General features: G+C 55.9%; 17 protein-coding genes and 2 pseudogenes. 3 read left to right on the plus strand and 16 right to left on the minus strand.

Translation table 11 applies throughout. The features are described 5' to 3' along the window. Positions 1-90: 90 nt before the first annotated feature. The 5 genes and pseudogenes from IDH41_RS14840 to IDH41_RS31385 all read right to left on the minus strand — a co-directional run. A complete protein-coding gene (locus IDH41_RS14840) occupies positions 91-2,403 on the minus strand; it encodes an MMPL family transporter (protein WP_190862301.1) in 2,313 nt (770 codons plus the stop codon). 99 nt (positions 2,404-2,502) lie between these two features. Next, the gene (locus IDH41_RS14845) at positions 2,503-3,087 is read right to left on the minus strand and encodes a TetR/AcrR family transcriptional regulator (RefSeq protein ID WP_190862303.1); all 585 of its coding nucleotides are present in this window, start codon (positions 3,085-3,087) and stop codon (positions 2,503-2,505) included. A gap of 293 nt (positions 3,088-3,380) precedes the next feature. Next, a complete protein-coding gene (locus IDH41_RS31375) occupies positions 3,381-4,253 on the minus strand; it encodes an aminoglycoside 6-adenylyltransferase (RefSeq protein WP_223829753.1) in 873 nt (290 codons plus the stop codon). 135 nt (positions 4,254-4,388) lie between these two features. Then, positions 4,389-5,150: pseudogene (locus IDH41_RS31380) on the minus strand (aminoglycoside adenylyltransferase domain-containing protein); the annotation flags it as partial. Positions 5,151-5,502: 352 nt separating this feature from the next. Continuing rightward, positions 5,503-6,030, minus strand: a pseudogene (locus IDH41_RS31385) (GrpB family protein); the annotation flags it as partial. Between the two features lie 168 nt (positions 6,031-6,198). Between IDH41_RS31385 and IDH41_RS14860 the strand changes: the two are divergent. After that, entirely contained in the window at positions 6,199-6,630 is a 432-nt protein-coding gene (locus IDH41_RS14860; RefSeq protein ID WP_190862309.1) for a VOC family protein, read from the plus strand. Between the two features lie 73 nt (positions 6,631-6,703). Here the strand turns inward: IDH41_RS14860 and IDH41_RS14865 are convergent, their stop codons facing one another. The 3 genes from IDH41_RS14865 to IDH41_RS14875 all read right to left on the minus strand — a co-directional run bounded on the left by IDH41_RS14865 (position 6,704) and on the right by IDH41_RS14875 (position 9,873). Further along, positions 6,704-7,846: a sensor histidine kinase gene (locus IDH41_RS14865; protein ID WP_190862311.1), complete on the minus strand. Its 1,143-nt coding sequence runs from the start codon at positions 7,844-7,846 to the stop codon at positions 6,704-6,706. Between the two features lie 195 nt (positions 7,847-8,041). Beyond that, entirely contained in the window at positions 8,042-9,214 is a 1,173-nt protein-coding gene (locus tag IDH41_RS14870; RefSeq protein ID WP_190862313.1) for an MGDG synthase family glycosyltransferase, read from the minus strand. Positions 9,215-9,246: 32 nt separating this feature from the next. Beyond that, positions 9,247-9,873: a YkoP family protein gene (locus IDH41_RS14875; RefSeq protein WP_190862314.1), complete on the minus strand. Its 627-nt coding sequence runs from the start codon at positions 9,871-9,873 to the stop codon at positions 9,247-9,249. A 167-nt stretch (positions 9,874-10,040) separates the two neighbouring features. Between IDH41_RS14875 and IDH41_RS14880 the strand changes: the two genes are divergently transcribed. Beyond that, complete coding sequence (locus tag IDH41_RS14880; RefSeq protein ID WP_190862317.1) at positions 10,041-10,424, plus strand: hypothetical protein; 384 nt, start codon at positions 10,041-10,043, stop codon at positions 10,422-10,424. A 268-nt stretch (positions 10,425-10,692) separates the two neighbouring features. On the opposite strand, the gene IDH41_RS14885 is transcribed toward IDH41_RS14880, so the two are convergent. The 3 genes from IDH41_RS14885 to IDH41_RS14895 form a co-directional block, all read right to left on the minus strand. Continuing rightward, entirely contained in the window at positions 10,693-11,685 is a 993-nt protein-coding gene (locus IDH41_RS14885) for an ABC transporter permease (protein WP_190862319.1), read from the minus strand. Further along, on the minus strand, positions 11,682-13,172 hold the full coding sequence (locus IDH41_RS14890) for a sugar ABC transporter ATP-binding protein (protein WP_190862389.1): 1,491 nt from the start codon (positions 13,170-13,172) through the stop codon (positions 11,682-11,684). The genes IDH41_RS14885 and IDH41_RS14890 overlap by 4 nt, the downstream gene beginning before the upstream one ends. Before the next feature lie 114 nt (positions 13,173-13,286). Then, complete coding sequence (locus IDH41_RS14895) at positions 13,287-14,423, minus strand: sugar ABC transporter substrate-binding protein (RefSeq protein ID WP_190862320.1); 1,137 nt, start codon at positions 14,421-14,423, stop codon at positions 13,287-13,289. A gap of 196 nt (positions 14,424-14,619) precedes the next feature. On the opposite strand from IDH41_RS14895, the gene IDH41_RS14900 reads away from it, so the two are divergent. Then, the gene (locus tag IDH41_RS14900; protein ID WP_190862321.1) at positions 14,620-15,921 is read left to right on the plus strand and encodes an MFS transporter; all 1,302 of its coding nucleotides are present in this window, start codon (positions 14,620-14,622) and stop codon (positions 15,919-15,921) included. Between the two features lie 72 nt (positions 15,922-15,993). On the opposite strand, the gene IDH41_RS14905 is transcribed toward IDH41_RS14900, so the two are convergent. The 5 genes from IDH41_RS14905 to IDH41_RS14925 all read right to left on the minus strand — a co-directional run bounded on the left by IDH41_RS14905 (position 15,994) and on the right by IDH41_RS14925 (position 19,089). Then, complete coding sequence (locus IDH41_RS14905) at positions 15,994-16,563, minus strand: manganese catalase family protein (RefSeq protein ID WP_190862322.1); 570 nt, start codon at positions 16,561-16,563, stop codon at positions 15,994-15,996. 28 nt (positions 16,564-16,591) lie between these two features. Further along, a complete protein-coding gene (locus IDH41_RS14910; RefSeq protein ID WP_190862323.1) occupies positions 16,592-16,855 on the minus strand; it encodes a spore coat protein CotJB in 264 nt (87 codons plus the stop codon). Continuing rightward, positions 16,855-17,085, minus strand: a complete 231-nt coding sequence (locus IDH41_RS14915) for a spore coat associated protein CotJA (protein WP_190862324.1) — start codon at positions 17,083-17,085, stop codon at positions 16,855-16,857. The genes IDH41_RS14910 and IDH41_RS14915 overlap by 1 nt, the downstream gene beginning before the upstream one ends. Positions 17,086-17,225: 140 nt before the next feature. Beyond that, complete coding sequence (araA, locus tag IDH41_RS14920) at positions 17,226-18,716, minus strand: L-arabinose isomerase (protein ID WP_190862325.1); 1,491 nt, start codon at positions 18,714-18,716, stop codon at positions 17,226-17,228. 187 nt (positions 18,717-18,903) lie between these two features. Further along, entirely contained in the window at positions 18,904-19,089 is a 186-nt protein-coding gene (locus tag IDH41_RS14925; RefSeq protein WP_190862327.1) for a hypothetical protein, read from the minus strand. Between the last annotated feature and the right edge of the window lie 4 nt (positions 19,090-19,093).

Below are 19,093 nucleotides of genomic sequence, written 5' to 3' on the forward strand. Positions count from 1 at the left end.
GACGATTCGAAAAAAAGGCCTGCCGGCAATGTGCGTCAGGCCTTTTCGTTATTCGTTGGCGAGCAGCCAGAGGACGACGATTCGGCTCCCTTAATGCACGATCGCTTTCGGCTGCGCTTCTTCGGTTTCGCGCCGAGCCTCAGCCGGATCTCCCTCCGATATGCCGTACCGCTCATGAAAGCGGCGGAGCGCCTTCGGCGCCCACCAGTTCGCCCGGCCGGCCAGTTTCATGAACGCCGGCACGAGCACGCTTCGTATGAGCGTGGCATCCACCAATACGGCCAAAGTCATGCCCACGCCGAGCATTTTGAGGAATACGACCTCCCCCGTCGCATACGCGGAGAACGTGAAGGCGAGGATGGCCGCGGCTGCCGTCACGAGGGAACCGCTTTTCTGGATGCCGGCCGCGACGGACTCCGTCAAATCGCCGGTACGGTCGTACTCTTCCTTGATGCGCGACAGGATGAACACTTCGTAATCCATCGACAGCCCGTATGCGATGCAGAACATAAGGATCGGGATGCTCGGCTCGATCGTGCCGGACGGCGTGAAGTTAAGCCAACCGGACAAGTTGCCGTCTTGGAATACCCAGACGAGCGCTCCGAACATGATCGATAGACTGAGGAAATTGAGCACCGTCGCTTTGAGCGGAAGCAGGATGCTGCCCGTCATAAGGAACAAAATAACGAACGTGATCGCGAATACTAGCAGCAGCGCCGCAGGTATCCGCTCCAGAAGCTTCTCGCGGAAATCGGTCAAATCGGCAGGATAACCGCCGACCAACACCTCGAACGGTGCTTCCGCCGTCCGAATTTCGTTCACCAGCTTCGGTGCGTCGGCATTGATGATAGCCGCGTAGGGGATGACCGAAAGAAACGTGCCGCCGTCCGGACCGGCGAATCGGCCATGCGACTCGTTCGGCGGCGTCACGAGCTTCCCTTCCGAATACGACCCGGCAAAGGAGTCGACCTGAATGACGCCGGGGATCGTCGAAAGCCTTTCCGCGTAGCTTGCAATGACATTCCTTACGGACGCCGGATCCTGAACCGCCGGAGCCACGACTTGGATCGCGTCCGTCTCTTCGGCCGGGAAGCCGGCAAGCTTCTGATCCTCCACCTGGCGGCTCGACGCGACTTCCGGCAGCACCCGGTGATCGGGAAGGCCGAACTTCAGGTCGAGAACGGGCGAGCCGAGCAGCAGCAGGACGAAGCAGGCGGATACGCCATACAGAACGGGCCGACGCATGATCGTTTTCGACGTTCGGTACCACCAGCCGGAACGGATGGCTGCAGGTTGGGCGTCAAGGGCGGCGGCAGCCGTATTCCGTTTGAACCTGGGGGCGAGCCGGTGGCCGAGCACGGCGAAGAATGCAGGCACAATCAGAACGGAGCCGATCAAGCCGGTCAAGACGACCAATACGCCCGTGTAAGCGAACGACTGCAGGAACGGGAAAGGGAACACGAACAATACCGCGCACGAAGCCGCCACGGTAATTCCGCTGAAAAGCACGGTGCGTCCGGCCGTTTCCACCGACCGCGCGGCCGCGTCGCGGGCATTCTTCCCGGCGTCGAGCTCCTCTCTGAAGCGGGCGATCATGAACAGCGTATAATCGATGCCGAGTCCAAGGCCCATGACGAGGGTCAAATTCAGAGCGAACGTCGATACTTCGGTGAAGGTGACGATGGCCGCCAATCCGGCCAGCGTGCCAACCATGGCAAACAGCCCCACGCCGATCGTTAACGCCGTCGCCCTAAATCGCCTATAGAGTAGGAGAAGAAACAGAAATACGCCGGGCAGGATGATCATTTCCGCCCGAACGAAATCTTGCCTGGCCAGCTCGGCGGCTTGTCTGAATATTTCGTCTTGACCGCCCACCTCTACCTTGATCTCTTCGTTGTCTCTCGTAAACCGCGGCGACAGCTCGGCAAGGGCAGTCCTCGCTTCCGTGACGGTGCCCTTCAAATGCGCCAAAATAAGCGCCTGCGTCCCGTCTTCGCTGCGGAGCGTGCGCGTCCCGCCCCGGGACCAATACGACGAAGCTTCGTTCACGGCATCGTCGGAAGCCAGCTCCTCGGTCAGCGCAAGTCCCGCCTGACGGACATCCGGGCTGTCGACCGTTCCATTCTTGGCCGTCACAAGCAGCGCCAGGTTCGGGCTTCCTGACCCGAATTGGCGCTCCAGCGTCCTGCCCGCCTCGTACGATTCGGAGCCTGGAACCTCCCATCTGCTGAGCGACAGCTTGCCGACCGTTCCCGCCCCGATGACCGCCGAGGCGACGAAAGCCAATAAGCCGATAACGATGACGAACCATCTGCCTCTAACGATGATGCTCCCGAGCGCCTGCATGACGTTCCTTCTTGCCGGCGCCGACGTCGGCTTGCTTAATGCTTCGTGCTTGCTCATGGTCTCTCCTCCTTAAGGTTCGATTTACATTGTTTGATCAATCAAACAATACTCTCCAAAAAAAATTGTCTCTCTGCTTTTTGCAAACTCCTTATCAATCTATTTTTGCAAAGTTTGCAAATAAGCGTGAATCATCGCCGCAAGCGTATCGTAGGCGCCGTCGTAATCGAATTCCTTGTCGCACAGCCGCTGCAGGGCGAGGCCGTCGAATACGGACAGCAATATCGGCGCGAGCGCGCGGGATTGCTCCTCCGGCAGCTTGCTCACCGTCTCGATCAGCTCGGTCAGATGGGCGCGCTTGCTTGCGAGCGTGTCTTTGATGCTGTCGGACACGGCCGGATTGCGCAGCCCAAGCGCGAACAATTCGTAGCGAAGCTTAATCCAGGACGGATTATCCTCGGCACGCGACTTCGGAACGCTGAGAGCCGATTTCAACGAGCCCAAGTCGAGCGGTTGTTCGCCGTGACGCCGGACGAACGGCAGCGATTCGCAATACCTCTCCGATTCGCGCCGGAATACTTCCGCGAACAATAAATCCTTGCTGGAAAAATAATAACCGATCAGCCCTTGCGCGACGCCCGCTGCGCGTGCGATTTCCTTCGTGGACGCCTCGTCGTAGCCCCGTTCGGCGAGCACCTTGTAAGCGGCGGCGATAATTCTCTCTTGTTTGTCGTTTTCCGTCATGAGCTCCTCCCGTTTCCATCATTTCGTTGCGGCCAAAACCTTGTTTGAACGTTCAAACAAAATATTACATGAAAACAATGCCAATTGCAAGAGTCCCTCCCGTCACGGATCGTGACTGCCTTTCCCCTCCAGTGCCGTAGCTTCTCCGCCCAATCCTGCCGGCAGGATTCCGGCAAAGCGGGATATCTTCGCGGCCGTCGAAGCGGCATCGTGCGAACGGCTGCTAACGGCCGCGATCCGCCCTATCCCTCGAAGCGGGCGAACGAACGCATCGCAGCCATAGCCTTGCCAGTTTATTTTCTTCCGCCGGTCTTCGGCTCCATTTGCCGTACGCGCTTTAAATAGGCGGTAACGTTCCGATCGTCTTCGATCGGATACTCGTAACCCTTTCGTTCCGCGACATCGATCGCCGTCCTGCGGAATAGTTCGCCGGCTGCGAACAAAGCTCGCCAAACGCCATCATACGTCCCGTCCGGGAAGGTGGACATAAGCGCCTCCCAGCTCCTCCTCGGCAAATATTGCTCTAAATATTTGCCGTTTTTGCCGGCGCTTACCGAAAAATCGGTATCGACGCCAACCTGCCATTCGAGCATTCGAATGAGCATGGGCCTTAAGACGAGGTTCAAATGATCCTGCGCATACAGCATCTCTTGCCTCCACAAGCCTTTGGCCACATACGTGGAAACCCACCAAAACTCATTGCAGCAATCGGCGAAATATTCAGGGGACGGGCGTTTGACCCAGTAGTCTTCGTCGGTCGGCGCCGAAAGCCGGGGAAGATTGCCGTCCTTGTCCAATAAAATAACGGAAAGCTTGTCGCCGCCGTTCCAGCTGTCCTTCATCTCGACCGGACATAGCGTCAGATCGATCCGGTTCCCGTCATCGAACAGCATCAAGTAAGCATACCTGCCGTCGCGCTCGGGCGGCACCAGCCCCATGTCCTCCGGCGTCTGCATAATGATTCTGCTGCCGAAGCGATCCACCCATTTTTTATCGTCGATAAAAGAAGCCATATCGTTTACTAAAAACACGATGTCATAATCCTGAAACCGGTCTTTCGGCGCTTTCGGATTCGTCCGCGAGCCGTTCATCCCGACCGCCCGGATCCGATCGTCGTTATTGGCGACGTTCATGATCATGTCCATCATTTCTTGTTCGCCTCTCATCCCGCTCTCACCTCTTCTCCCGTTTCCGCACATTTCCGATCTTGCGTAATCGCGAAAGGCGAGCAAGGCCGCATAATCCCATTCCTTGCCGCCCGTTTTCCGCAGCTCCTCGGTCACGGGGTCCGAAGAACGATAGATGTCGATCGATTGCTGAATAAGCGGCCGGAATCGTTGCGGCAAATGCTCAAGCCCCCACTCCCCGCCTTCGTCCTTGCTATGAACAAGCCGACTGTCTTCGCTCATGATTTGAAATACCCGGCATATGTTCAGCACGCCGTAGTACGGCGATTCGAGGAGATGCTCTGCCTCGAGAATCCAATCCAGGTCGCCCAGTACCGCATCCATGAACCGCGTCCATTCCGCTTGGCCGAAAGTCTCCACGATCGGTTTGCCGCATAGGACGGCGCCGCGCTGCGCGACATACGTGAGATGGGAGGCCAAGTCCGGATCGATCCTCTCAACCGTATAGTCGACTTCGCGATTTAAAATCCGGTCGTGCCAGACCTCGCTGTAATGCACTTCAAAAGGCGTCGGAACGGGGACGCGCGCTGCCGTTTCCGCCGTTATGACGCTTAATTCGACGTTGCCGGTCGTCGGCCTGTCCGCTGCTTCCTCCGCGATCGCGATGCCGACCGCCTCGGCCAATCCGGCTTCCAATTCGTCTTCGACGACGACGATCAGGTCCATGTCGCTTTTGGGCCGATAATAGCTCCCCATGGCCAGCGAGCCATGGAGATAGATGCCCGTCAAAGCATCGCCCAATTCTCCCTTCAGCCGCTCCGCCAATTGCAGGATGAACCGTTTGATGTCATCGTCGCAATCGGGCCAGGCTTGCGGTTTTCCCATATCACGCTCACTCCTTCCCGGACTGCCATTCCGGTAAAATAATATCGGCATCGGGCATGACCGTAAACCGTACCGCCGAAATGGCGGTATCGCCTTGCATGTACGACTTTGCCGCGCGGTGACCGCCGTCCATTAACGCTCCGTCGCTCCCGAGCAAAATCGGATAAGACATATCCGCGTCAAGTATCCTTTTGCAATGCCCGGCTACATGCCGTATAGTCGGTGCCGACGTATCCCCGAGCCCGAACCAGCAGTCTTGGTCAAGCTCCGGAATGTCATCCAGCCGAATCCGGATAACCGGCCGTTCATCGGCTAACCGCCACAGCTTCTCGACGTTCCAAATATGCCGCCGACCTTCGATCAGTCGGGAATGCTTATGCTTGAAATGCGCAAACGGATCTCCGATTATCCGGTGCACGAACGCTGCCTTGGCATCCGTGTAGCTTTCGCGGTCGCCCTCGAACCGATCGGCCAGCTCCCTTTTTAAATCGGCATATTCCTCCCGCCATGGCTTGTTTAGCCGCAGCCGGTCGCGGAAAGAAAGCTGAGTCTCCCACTGCGGTTCCCCTTCCGGCATCACATGCAAATGCGCCACCCTTTTGCCTCCCTTCACCCGAACGAAAAAACGTCTCCAGGCTCGTTTATCCAGTTCGTAGGGCACAAAATGCCAATCGAAGGGAGCAAGCTTCTCCGCGATCTTCCCGATATTCTCAAGCGAATCGACACGCGCCATCAGATCAAGAATCGGCTTCGCCGGCAAACCGGGGACGGACGTGCTGCCGATATGCTCGATCTCGCGCACGCCGAACTCGGCTAGCAGCGATTGCAGCTCCTTTGCGGCTTCCTCGCCTCTTGCTTGCCAAGTTGGATCGTATGGCGCGATCGACACGGTTTCCGTCGCCCATGCAGGCCATTCATTCGCGTTATCCATGCTTCCCTCCCGCTTTCCGTTTGGATATGAATTTCCCCAACATCCCCGTCTAAATAATAACTTAACAGCTTTCGTGCCGCATTAATATTTGAATTTTCAACATGAAATGATATGATACGGATTGTACGTTAACCATGTTTGACAACCCTTAACAAAGGAGCGAATGCTGTGTCAGTCGATGTGTATCTTAATTTTAACGGAAATTGCCGCGAAGCCGTACAGTACTATGCTCAAGTATTCGGTACCGAACAACCGAAAATCATGACGTTCGGCGATAATCCCCCAGATCCGAATTTCGTGCTTCCGGAAGAGGCGAAGCCGCTCGTCATGCACGCCAGACTATCGATCAGCGGCAGCAACGTGATGTTCTCCGACGTGTTCCCGGTCATGCCGTTCGTCGAAGGCAACAACGTCAGCTTGGCGATCGTCGACACGAATCTCGAAAACATCAAGTCATGGTTCAACAAACTGAGCGACGGCGGCACAATCGGCATGGAGCTTCAAGAAACGTTCTGGAGCAAATGCTACGGCATGCTGACCGACAAGTTCGGCATCAACTGGCAGTTCAATTACGATAACGGCGAGACCGTCTATTCATAACGGTGCCCGCAGATTAATGAGCAGGAAGCATTTCGAATCCGGAATGCTTCTTGTTTTTTGCCGCCGGAAACGGTCATTTCTTCATATTCACGAGGCTTGGGACGGGCTGAAACTTCATGACGAAGGTGGTTTCGTTCGGGTTCGAAGTAAACGTGATGTCCCCCTGGTTCCGGTTCATGATCTGCTTGCTGATGGCAAGGCCAAGCCCCGTCCCCTCCTTCTTGCTCGTAACGAACGGCGTGAACAAGGAATCCCGCAAAGCATAAGGGATCTCGGGGCCGTTGTTCGTTACCGCGATCAAATACGAATCCCCTTCCAGCCGGCTCGACACCCGGATTTTACGAACGCCCTCCACCAGATACATCGCGTCGATGCTGTTGATCAATATATTGGACAAAACCTGTTGAATGGCAATTTTTTGGATATGTAATTTCGTATCCTGAATGGAATCGAGATCGAGCTCGATATTTTCGTCGATGATCCGGGGATGAATCAAGGATATGACGGTATCGATGACGGAATTCGACGAAACCTCGACGACCGGCTCCTCGATGACGTCCTTTTTGGAAAAGCTTAAAAATCCGGTAATATGCATTTGGATGTTTTGAAATTCGATTTCGATAATATCCAAATAAGGAGTGAGCTTATCGTACGATCGCTCGGAAATTTGGTGGCGAATCATCTTGATAAAGCCGAGGACGGACGTTAACGGATTTCGGATTTCGTGAGCCATGCTGGCGGCCATCTTCCCGATGATGGTCATGCGGGCCTCGTGCAGCTCCGATATGGTGCTTTCCTGATCCGCAAGCAAGCGGTTCGTGCACTCGTTATAGTAATCGAATACGTATCGTTCGAATTGGTCGAGCCGATGATTGATTTTTCTTACGGCGTTCATCGGAATCCGGTTATCCTGCATTTGCTCTTCGATAAACTGCATCAGCGTATTGCGCCAAATATGGTTGCTGTGCAGCAGATCGCTGCTGGAAATTTTATTCTCGAACAATTTTTTATAATAGCCGGGCACGCCCCTTACGTGCTCATGCTCGTCAAACGGCACGCCGATGTCCAGCATGAACGTAAAATAACTGTTCGCTTCCTGCAAAAAACTTTTCATTTCGTATATTTCCAACCCGTTTTCAAGAAATTCGTTCAGCCAATTCCGAATAATCTGATCCCTATTGTTTCGAAGCGTCACTAGAAACTGTAGTTCATCCATGATTATTAGCTCCTTGAAAGTGTTATTGACCATTTCGATGAAGACGAACGCAACTCCTTTTTTTTGCGTGTAAAGATTAAGTCCGCGAATCGGTTCTACCGTCCGCAACCGCCGCAGGAACGGCGATCGAACCAAACAAGCCCCGACTCCTATACGGGGAGGCGAGGCTCGATAATTTTTTTCAGCACGATGAAATTAGGCGTGGAGAGGCACTTCCGCCATACGATGAACGGGTTTATGCTCCACTTCCCTGATTTTCATTAACGCGCTTCGGGCGGACTGCTTCTTGGCGCACTGTCTAGCTCTTTCCTTCATGGACGCGAGCAGCTGGTCATTATGATACAGCGTCATAAGCCGCGCTCGAAGCGAGTCGGATTCGCCCGCTTCGAGCGCGACGCCCTGACGGACCAAATAAGCGGCATTATCCTGCTCCTGTCCGGGGAGCGGTCTTAAGAGAAGCATCGGCAGTTCCATGGCCAGCGCTTCCGAAGTCGTCAGACCGCCCGGCTTGGTCAGGACGAGATCCGAGAGCGCCATGAGCTCATCGATGTGCTCGACGAAGCCCGCGACCGTGACGTTCGCCTGGCCTCCGGCCAGCTTCTCCCTAAGCTTTTGCTCCAGCCTCCCGTTGCGTCCGCATATGACAAGGAAGCGCATATCGGCAGGAAGCTCGCGCGATCGCAGCCAATCCGCCAGATCGCCGTCGATCATGCCGAGTCCCCCGCCCATGACGAGTACGACGAACTCGGAGCGGCCGATCCCGTATTTGTCGCGAAGCTCGTTCCTCCCGTGGGAACGGCTGAAGGCGTCGCGGACGGGGATGCCCGTCACTGTAATTTGACGATCCGGCACGCTTCTTCGGAGCAGCAGCTGCCGCACATGCTCGGAGCTGACCAAATAGTGGTCGGTATGTTCATGAATCCAGTAGCTGTGGTCCGTATGATCCGTAATGACCGTGACGCTGGGCAGATCGGACAGTCCATGCGCTTTTAGCAAGGACATGGCCGCGGCCGAGGAAGGAAACGTATGAACGACGACCGTCGGATTTACTTGCTGCAGCAGCTTTCGAAGCTTTTCCAGGTTGAACAGCTGCATCCGCTTCAGAAACAGCGAATACGGATTGTCCGCTCGCGTCTTTTGAAATAAATAGCCGTACATGGACGGGAAGCTTTTGATCCAGGTTAAATAACAGAACGCTCCGAACCCGGCCAAATAAGGATGCGTCCACTTCATAAAATCGATCACTTCCGCCTCGGCGTCCGGCGCATACAGGCCCGAAGCTTCATAAAGCGCTTTGGCGGCTTGCGCATGCCCTTCGCCCAGGGCGCCGGAAAGAATCAATATTTTATTTTTTTGACAAGGTTTCATGCCCGTCCACCTCTTCGCATCGCCGTTCGCGATTAATGGTAGCTTGCCGCCGCCGCGCTTGCATCGCTTGGAATCCCGGCATTCCGGTTTAATGAAAACCGCTTCGTCAGCGAGTCCCGCGTATGGATCAGCATCATCGGAACCAGCTTCTCGGCGCGCTTTCCCATCCGCCGGCTTCCTTCCGGATGAAGCACGGTCAGCAGCAATCTCAAATATTTGGTCGTAAGCCACTCCAAGCCTCTCGATCTCATTTTATGCTGCTCGAAGCCAAGCCCATGCGTCAAACCTCGGTGCAGCAGCGTAACGCCGATCAGCGCTTTCACTTGCTTGAACTCGGGCAGCCGCTCGAACGCTTCGCTGATCTCCTCCAGCGACTGTCGGGCAAGCCGGGCCGTCTTGAGCGCGGTCCGGTCCGCGCCGCCGGTCTGCAGCAATTCCAGGACGGATGCGTTGTGAAGATGGAGCTCTCCCACCCAATCGCCCTTGCGGATCATGGTCGCGTCTTCGCAAATAATGCTGGGACCGGCGTGCCTTTTAATAAACACGGTGCATATGCCGAAGCGGGTCGTGTGGATACTGCGCACGCGCGAAATCCACCCGAACCCCCTCTCCCAAGCCATCCAAACGGATCGCAACGCTGCTTTTCCTAATTTTTTCATCTTGAATCCCCACTCCTGTACCCGATTGGTCGAATAAACTTATAGGTCCGATTGGCGCGTACATGCGCCATTCGTCGCAATTTCCTCGTTTACAAATTTTCGTAATTGTAATAAAATTCTTTATAGCGAACATTATGTTCTCATTTGAAGTTGGGGGGTGAGATGTCGTGTCCAAATGGAGTAAGATACTTTGCCTATTTGTATTGCTCAATGTATGTATCATCCCTGCTTCCGCATACGCATCATCCGGCAAATCGTCGGACGGCAAGAACGGCTTCTTCTCGAACTTTTTTTCGATTTTCGGCGCTTCCGCCAGCAGCTACGGCAACAATAACGATTACGGCGGCTACAACAGCCATTCGAATCAGTCGAGCAAGAACAAAAACGATAAAAACAAAGACAAGAACGACTGGTGGGACTGGTTCGACAACGATGACTGGTGGGATAAGGACGACTGGTGGGACAAAGATGACTGGTGGGATGACATTTGTTGGTGGGACGACAACAAATACGATTCCTACAAGCTGTGGGAAAAATATTATTGCTATTGATCCGACATTAGGAAGGAAAAACCGTCTGCGGCCGTCAGGCGGTTTTTTCCGTTTTTTTGCCGCGCCTTCATGTCTTCATCCCCTATGAATAATCCCGTATACCGTTATTGTGCCATAGGATCGAATAGACGTACTCGCGCCTCGGTTGGATTTCAATTCAGACTTTGGTCGGATGCCGTTCCTGGACCATCCGATTGCCTGCCGGAGCAAAAAAAATGGGCTGCCCCGGAGACGTAAAGCCTCGGAGACAGCCAATAGAGCGGTCAGGTTAATGGGTTCTCTTGTAATACGTAATGGCCAGCGCCAGCGCAAGCACGGAGCCTTTCACGATATCCATCGCGTAATAAGGCACGGAGAGCATAATAAGGCCGTTGGACAAAAGGCCGATCAGCACCGCGCCCGCGAACGTGCCGAACGCGTTCGGCTTGCCCGCGCCGAAGACGGAATAGCCGATAAAAGCGGCCGCCACCGCATCCATCAAATACGGCCCGCCGGCGTTCACCTCGGCGTTCATGACGCGGGCCCCGAGCACGATGCCGCCGATCGCCGCGAACAGCGCCGAGACGAGGTAGGCGATCAGCCGGTATCTGCCGACCGCGATGCCCGACAGCTTCGCCGCCTCTTGGTTGCCGCCGATCATGTACATGTAGCGTCCATGCTTCGTATAAGTGAGGAACAGATGTACCGCCGCAACGATGACCAGCATAATGACGATGATCCAGGGCACTTGCCCCAGCTTGGCGAACAGCTTCGGAATTTCTCCCGTCGCGAAGTCCCCGCTCGGCATAATCATGTTCTGGGAGATGGTCGCCCCTCTCGTATAGGTAAGCGCCACGCCCTGAAACACGAACATCGTCGCGAGCGTCATCAGCATGTCCTGGATTTTGAAATTAATGACGAGAAAGGCGTTAACCAGCCCGACGATCAGGCAGAAAGCGATCGTGACCGCAATGCCAAGCCCGAAGCTTTGGCCATGCCATACGTACATCGAAATGACCAGCGCGTTGGCCAGCGAGGCGACCGAGCCGACCGAAAGATCGAATCCCCCGACGGATAACGAAACCGTAAGGCCGATCGCGATAATGGTGACGATTGAGATGGAGCGCAATATATTGACGATGTTCGTCCCGCTCAGGAAATTGTCGTTTAAGGCGCCGAATACGACGATAAGCAGCAAAATCGTAATCAGCGTCCCGTATTTGTATAACATTTGAAAAAGGCGAAAGTCGTTCTTCTCCCGAACCGAATCGGCAGCATTCATGATGGCGAGCCTCCTGTACTGTATAGCAAAATCTCTTCCTCGTTCGTATCCCGGGTGTCGAGCTCCTTCACGATCCGTCCGTCGTACATGACGTAAAGCCGGTCGCTAATCCCCATGATCTCCGACAACTCGCTGGAAGCGTAAAGAACGCATTTGCCTCTCGCGGCAAGCTGGGCTACCAGCTCGTAGATGTCCCGCTTCGCCCCGACGTCCACCCCTTTGGTCGGTTCGTCGAACATATAGACGTCCGCGTCCACGAGCAGCCATTTCCCGATCGCGACTTTCTGCTGGTTGCCGCCGGACAAGTTTTTTACCTTGGACTGTCCCGAAGGCGTCTTGATTCCGAGACTGCGGATAAGCTCGGCCGCCGCGCCTTTTTCCAGCTTGGCGCTAAGCCATGCTCCCCCTTTCGCGTAGTCGGCGAGGCTTGCGGCGGTCAAATTAACCGTAACCGATTCCTCAACGAATACGCCTTCGCGGCGGCGTTCCTCCGGCACGAGCGCAAGCCCGCCTCGGACGGCTTCGTACGGAGAGCGGACGGTCAGCGCTTTGCCCTCCAAATAAAGCTCGCCCGACGCATTCGGGCTTGCCCCGAACAGAGCCCGGCACAGCTCCGTCTTGCCCGCGCCTACCAGCCCGGCGAGTCCGACGATTTCTCCTTTGCGGATATACAAATCGGCATGCTTCACTTTATCGCCGTCCCGCACGTTCCTGGCTTCGAACCCGATTTCGCCGGCCGTCCGGCCGACATGCGGGTACTGCCCGTCCAGCTTCGCGCCGAGCATATGAAAGGCGATCTGATGCTGCTCGAGGCGGGCGATCTCGTCCCGGAGGACGAGCCGGCCGTCCCTCATGATCGTGATGTCGTCGCAAATCTCGTACAGCTCGGGAAGCCGGTGCGAAATAAAGATAATGCCGACGCCCTCCGACTTGAGAAGCCGGACCAGCGCGAATAATCGTTCCGTCTCCGTCCGGCTGAGCGGCGCGGTCGGCTCGTCCAGCACGAGGAAACGGCATTTCATCGAGACGGAACGCGCGATCAGCACCATCTGCTTCTCGGCGAGCGTCAATTGCTGCACGAGCTTCTTCGTCGGAACTTTAACGCCAATCCGGTCAAGAATCGCTTGCGCCTCCATGTGCAGCTCGCCCCAGCGAATCAACTGTCGCCCGCCCATGCCGTGCACGGTCCGCTCCATCATAATGTTCTCGCCGACCGACAAATAAGGAATCAAGGCGGTGTCGACTTCCTGATACACGACCTGAATGCCGTTATCCTTCGCGTCCTTCGGCGAACGGATCCGGACTTCCTCTCCGTCGATGGCAATACGGCCCGAATAATGGTCGTACGCACCGGCCAGCACCTTCATCAGCGTCGATTTGCCGGCGCCGTTCGCGCCGATGAGCGCATGCGCCCTGCCGGCGACGGCGCGGAAGTCGACCTCGGTCAGCGCCTTCACGCCGGGAAAGGAGATCGATATCCGTTTCATGTCCAGCCAGCTTGCCTTCGAGTCCGTCAACAGACCCACCATCCTTTCCATACCGAATAGAGCGCCCTTACCGCTGAGGATAAGGGCGCGCCTAATAATCAAAAAATTTGCGGCTTATTTGCCGTTTGCTTCCTTCAATGCCTTCATCCAGTCTTCCTCGAAGGCGTCCGTCGTGCCCCAGCCCGGAACGATGTCGGCCAAGCTTACCATATTGACAGGCTCGCTCGACTTCTTCAGCGTCTCCTGATCAATGAGCGCGGCTTCCAGATTGTAAGTGGATGGCGTTTCTTCGCCGGCGATCTTCTTCGCGAGCAGCCTTACGTTCACCGCGCCGATCATCTTCGGATCGACGGCCGCGGTAGACGCCCACGGGCTGTTCTCTTCCTGCATGACTTGCAGGTCGGCGTTCGATACGTCGATGCCGTAAATTTTGATTTCGGTGCGGCCCGCTTCGATCAGCGCCCTGGCCGCTCCGATCGCGAAGGCGTCCCATGTCGCGAAGATCGCGTCGATCTCGCCTTTCGGATGCTTGGTCAGCATCGCGGCGACCGCGTTCTGCGTTTCGACCGACGTGTTCTCGCTTGCGACGCCGAAGCGCTCGACTTCCTTAATGCCCGGATACTTCGCAAGCGTGTCTTGATACACCTTGTTGCGGCGCACCATCGGCGGGAACCCGTCCACCCACAGGTAGACGATCTTCGCTTGATCGCCCTTCTCCTTCACGAGCTGATCGAGCGCATACTGCGCCAGAGCCTCGTCGTCCTGCGAGGTCAAGGTCACGCCTTCAATGCCCGTCAACTCGCCGACCGAATCGAACGCGACGACCGGAATGCCTTTGTCCGTCAGCTTCTGAACGTCTTCGACCGTCGCCGGGTCGTCGCCGTGCGAGATGACGACGCCGTCGTAACCGCCGTCCGTCGCTTGGGCGATGGCGTCGTGGAATTTCGCCGTGTCGCCGTTCGCGGAGAACGTGTCGACCTTGAAGCCGAGCGCCTCGCCTTCCTGCTTCGCGCCGGCAAGAAACTGAGCCGTATGGTCGTCGCCGCCGATTTTGCGGATGACCATTAGTTTAATTTCATCCTTCTCGGCGATCGCCGCCGGAAGATTTTCAATCGTTTGGGCAGCGGGCTCGGCGTTGGAGTTGGCGTTGCCTCCGTTCGAGCCGCCGTCTTTTGCTTGTCCGCAGCCTGTCGCGACAATGACGGTCGCCATGATCGAGGCGAACAGCGTGCGGAGTTTCTTGTTGTTCATTCTGGTCTCTCCTTATGTAGTGGATATATATATATTACAAGTAATCCTATAGGATATCGATCGACCCGTCAATAAAAATCTTTTCGGCTCGGCATCCGGGCGAACCCTGCGTTTTGTTAATTTTTTGTACTTTGCGCCCGGTAGCGCTCATTTCTTATACAATAGAAACATTCGGTTCATTCAGGAGGCCATGCGCATGAGGTCATTTTCGAAGGAAGAAAAAAGCTGGATGTGGTACGACTGGGGCCATTCCGCCTACTCCATCGTCATTTCGACGGCCGTCTTCCCTCTCTTCTACAAAGCGGCGGCCGAGAACGCCGGCGTCAGCGCCGCGAATTCCACGGCATACCTGGGCTACGCGATTGCGATTTCGACGTTTATTCTTGCCCTGCTAGGCCCGATTCTGGGCACGATTGCCGATTACCAAGGAATCAAAAAAACCTTTTTCGCCGGCTTCAGCCTGCTCGGCGTCGTCGCCACCGGGCTGCTCGCGTTCATTCCAGGCGGCAATTGGGAGCTGCTGCTCATCTGTTATATGTTCATCGCGATCGGCTCGGCGGGCTCCAACGTGTTCTACGACGCCTTCCTCGTGGACGTCACCGACGACGAGAGAATGAACAAGGTGTCTGCCCGCGGATTTGCGATCGGTTATATCGGGAGCACCATTCCTTTTATCATCAGCATCGCGATCATACTACTTGCCCAGCAGGAGGTTCTGCCGATTACCGTTACGGCGGCGAGCCAAATCGCGTTCTTCCTTACGGCCATCTGGTGGGGCGTCTTCACCTTGCCCATGCTCCGCAACGTTCGCCAGAAGCATTACTTGAACCGCGAGCCCCGCATCGTCGCCGGCAGCTTCAAGCGCCTCTTCGAAACCTTGAAGCAGATCAAGCGGCATCGCACGATATTCCTTTTCCTGCTCGCTTATTTTTTCTACATCGACGGCGTCGGGACGATCATTTCGATGTCCACCGCCTACGGGACCGATCTCGGCATCGAATCGACCGACCTGCTTATCATCCTGTTCGTCACGCAAGTCGTCGCCGCCCCGTTCGCGATCTTGTACGGGCGGCTGGCGGACCGGTACTCGGGCAAAACGATGCTGTACGTCGGCATCTGCGTCTATATCGTCGTTTGCATCTACGCGTATTTCATGAAGTCGGCGTTCGACTTCTGGGTGCTTGCGATGCTGGTCGCCACCTCGCAAGGCGGCATCCAGGCGCTGAGCCGGGCTTATTTCGCGAGGATTGTGCCGAAGGAGAACGCGAACCGGTTTTTCGGGTTTTACAATATTTTCGACAAGTTCGCTTCGATTCTGGGCCCTCTTCTCGTCGGCTTAACCGCGCAGCTCACCGGCCGTACGAGCATGGGCGTATTCAGCCTCGTTATTCTTTTCATCATTGGCATCGTCATTCTCATGCGAGTGCCGGAGCCGGGGACGGGACAGGCGGTCGACCTCTCTGGCGGGCATGGCGGCAAAACGAGCGGTTTGAATTAGTTCCCGAGTCAAGCCGACGGGGAGAAAATGAAAAAAACTGACGCCTGCTCCGTTAGGGCGTCAGTTTCTCTTTCAGTAATATTTCTTCTCGTCCCGCTTCTCCTTCAAAATTTCCACCGCTTCGCGGAATCGCAGCGAATGCACGATTTCGCGCTCGCGCAAATATTTCAGGCCGTCCTGCAAGTCGACGTCGTCCGTAATGTCGATCAGCCATTGGTACGTCGCTCTCGCCTTCTCCTCGGCGGCAATGTCCTCGTACAGGTCGGCGATCGGGTCGCCCTTCGCTTGAATGTAAGCGGCGGTCCAAGGCACGCCCGAAGCGTTCTGATAGAACAAGGCGTTGTCGTGCGCGACGTAATGATCCCCGAGTCCAGCCGCCCTTAATTGGTCGGGCGTCGCGTCCTTCGTCAGCTTGTATACCATCGTCGCGATCATTTCCAGGTGGGCAAATTCCTCGGTGCCGATATCCGTCAGCAGACCGATGACTTTATCCGGAATCGAGTACCGCTGGTTTAAGTACCGGAGAGCCGCCGCCAGCTCTCCGTCCGCCCCGCCATACTGTTCGAGCAAAAATTTCGCCATCATCGGATCGCATTTGCTTACGCGAACAGGATATTGGAGCTTCTTCTCATACACCCACATTCCCTCAAACCTCCTCCTTATGCTCGCTTTAGACCTGCCAAGGCCACGGCGCGTCGATCCAGTTGAAAGGCGTGCCGGCATAGCTTTGCCCGAAATTTTTCAAGGGGCCGTACTGGGACTCGTATTTATGCGCGATCTGGTGCCTTATTTGGGAATAGTGATTGTATTGTTGAATGGCGTTCGCGTCCCCGGGGTGGGTATCCAAATACAGGTTGAGCTCGACTAACACGAAATCGACGGCTTGAAGCTCATGCAGCAGCTTGTAATAATTTTCGTCAACCGTTTTTTGCATCAGGTTTCACCTTCTTCTTGCCTGAATTGTTTGGGGCCGCCGTAAGGGCTGTATAATGCGGGCCATAACGTGCCGTATTTCAACGCTTCGAACGGCGTAAATTGCGGCAGGTTGGGAGGCTGAAAGGGAATGAACAATTGCGGCGGCGTGCTGAAGCTCTTGACTCGGATGGGCGGACATGGATCTAACGGACTGACGTACGGCTTCCAATAGCGCACCTGGTCATTCACGGAAGGTCGTCTCCTCTCTTAAAGGTACTCGATCCCCATTATATGAACCGCCGCTTGGCCAAAATGACAACGCATCATACTTCCGGACAACGTAAAAGACCGCTCCAGCCGTAGCCGTAAGCGGTCTTTTTACATTTCGTTTAGCGAAGGCGATAGCTTAAATCGTTCCAGCGAAGCTCGTTCTTCAGGCCGCGCACGGTCGTATCCTTGTCGATGACGACGGCTTCGATGCCGACGAGCTCCGCCCAATCGACGAGCTGCTCCGTCGTGACGACGTAGGAGAATACCGTATGATGGGCGCCGCCCGCGTAAATCCAGCTCTCCGCTCCGTCGCGAAGCGACGGCTGCGGCTTCCACAACACGCGCGCCACCGGCAGCTTCGGCATGTCGTGCGAAGGCTTGACCGCGTCCACTTCGTTAATGATCAGGCGGAAGCGGCTTCCGATATCGACGAGCGACGCGTTCAATGCCGGAGCGGTCCGGCCATCGAACACGAACCGCGCCGGATCGGCTTTGCCGCCGATGCCGAGCGGATGGACTTCGATCCTCGGACGGTTATCCGCGATCGTCGGGCAGATCTCCAGCATATGGGATCCGAGTACAAGCTCGTTGCCCGGCTCGAGATGGTACGTGTAGTCCTCCATGAAGGACGTGCCCTTGTTGCCCGCGATCAGCTTCATCATCCGCGTCAGCGCCGACGTCTTCCAGTCGCCTTCGCCGCCGAAGCCGTAGCCCTGTTCCATCAAGCGCTGCACGGCAAGCCCGGGCAGCTGCTTCATGCCGTGCAAATCCTCGAACGTCGTCGTGAACGCCGTGAAGCCGCCTTCCTGCAGGAAGGCCTTCAGCGCGATTTCGATGCGGGCCTGCTCGCCGATCGAAGCCCATGCTGCGGCGTTGCCGCGGGTTTCCGCCGAAATGTCGTACAATTCGCCGTACTCGTCCAGCAGCCGCTTCACGTCAGCCTCCGAAACCTCGTTCATGCGGGCGACGAGATCGCCGATGCCGTACCCGTTGACCGACCAGCCGAATTTGATTTGCGCTTCGACCTTGTCGCCTTCCGTGACGGCGACTTGGCGCATGTTGTCGCCGAAGCGGGCAACCTTCAGATGGCGGCCTTCGTTGAAGGCGACCGCCGTGCCCATCCAGCCAGCGATGCGGGACCGGGTATCGCCGTCTTCCCAATGGCCGGTCACCACTTTGCGCTCGAGGCCCAATCTTGCGAAAATATGCCCGTATTCCCGGTCTCCGTGGGCCGACTGGTTCGTGTTCATGAAATCCATGTCGATCTCGCTCCATGGAATGTCGCGGTTAAACTGCGTGTGCAGGTGCAGCAGCGGCTTCCGCAGCTCGGACAGGCCGTGGATCCACATCTTGGCCGGCGAGAACGTATGCATCCAAGTGATGATGCCCGCGCAGCTTTCATCCGCCTTCGCCTCCAGGCAAAGCTTGAAAATTTCTTCCGGAGTTGTCACGACAGGTTTAAATACGACTTCGAACGGAATGACGGAATCGTCATTCAAGGACGCGGCGATCACGCGGGAATGCTGCGCGACTTCTTCTAGCGTCTCCGGACCGTACAAATGCTGGCTTCCGGTAACGAACCAAAATTGATAAGGCTTAACTTGCAACAAGTCAAACTCCTCCTTCGCGTTGTGGAGATGCGTAACCGCATCGTAAGCGTTCGCCACACTTGTACGTACATATCGAACATAATATCGCATGACTAACGTTTACTTGTACTTACAACTTGACGTACGTTTATCATACTCCGTACGAAGGATGTTTTCAATATCCCGTCCAAAAAAATACGTTCCGCCGCTAGATTTGGTCCAGCCTGTATGTATAGCCGCAGAAGGAACAGCGGAACAGTACGCTTCGCTCGCCGATTACGATCGCGAGACGGTCGTCGTCCTCGATTTCGACGTATTCCCTTCCCTGCTCGTCGCGGTCTCCCGTCGCGAACAATTTCGTCGTGTTCCCGCATTCGCATTCATAGTTCAACATCGTT

It is taken from the genome of Paenibacillus arenilitoris (genome assembly GCF_014705655.1).
Taxonomy (GTDB): Bacteria; Bacillota; Bacilli; order Paenibacillales; family Paenibacillaceae; genus Pristimantibacillus; species Pristimantibacillus arenilitoris.

Excerpts from the sequence above, each read along its gene's own strand:
- IDH41_RS14925 (WP_190862327.1), bottom strand. The coding sequence starts at position 19,089 with ATGTTGAACTATGAATGCGAATGCGGGAACACGACGAAATTGTTCGCG.
- IDH41_RS14885 (WP_190862319.1), bottom strand. The coding sequence starts at position 11,685 with ATGAATGCTGCCGATTCGGTTCGGGAGAAGAACGACTTTCGCCTTTTT.
- IDH41_RS14870 (WP_190862313.1), bottom strand. The coding sequence starts at position 9,214 with ATGAAACCTTGTCAAAAAAATAAAATATTGATTCTTTCCGGCGCCCTG.
- IDH41_RS14890 (WP_190862389.1), bottom strand. The coding sequence starts at position 13,172 with ATGAAACGGATATCGATCTCCTTTCCCGGCGTGAAGGCGCTGACCGAG.
- IDH41_RS14845 (WP_190862303.1), bottom strand. The coding sequence starts at position 3,087 with ATGACGGAAAACGACAAACAAGAGAGAATTATCGCCGCCGCTTACAAG.
- IDH41_RS14895 (WP_190862320.1), bottom strand. The coding sequence starts at position 14,423 with ATGAACAACAAGAAACTCCGCACGCTGTTCGCCTCGATCATGGCGACC.
- IDH41_RS14910 (WP_190862323.1), bottom strand. The coding sequence starts at position 16,855 with ATGCAAAAAACGGTTGACGAAAATTATTACAAGCTGCTGCATGAGCTT.
- IDH41_RS14900 (WP_190862321.1), top strand. The coding sequence starts at position 14,620 with ATGAGGTCATTTTCGAAGGAAGAAAAAAGCTGGATGTGGTACGACTGG.
- IDH41_RS14905 (WP_190862322.1), bottom strand. The coding sequence starts at position 16,563 with ATGTGGGTGTATGAGAAGAAGCTCCAATATCCTGTTCGCGTAAGCAAA.
- IDH41_RS31375 (WP_223829753.1), bottom strand. The coding sequence starts at position 4,253 with ATGAGAGGCGAACAAGAAATGATGGACATGATCATGAACGTCGCCAAT.
- IDH41_RS14875 (WP_190862314.1), bottom strand. The coding sequence starts at position 9,873 with ATGAAAAAATTAGGAAAAGCAGCGTTGCGATCCGTTTGGATGGCTTGG.
- IDH41_RS14865 (WP_190862311.1), bottom strand. The coding sequence starts at position 7,846 with ATGGATGAACTACAGTTTCTAGTGACGCTTCGAAACAATAGGGATCAG.
- IDH41_RS14840 (WP_190862301.1), bottom strand. The coding sequence starts at position 2,403 with ATGAGCAAGCACGAAGCATTAAGCAAGCCGACGTCGGCGCCGGCAAGA.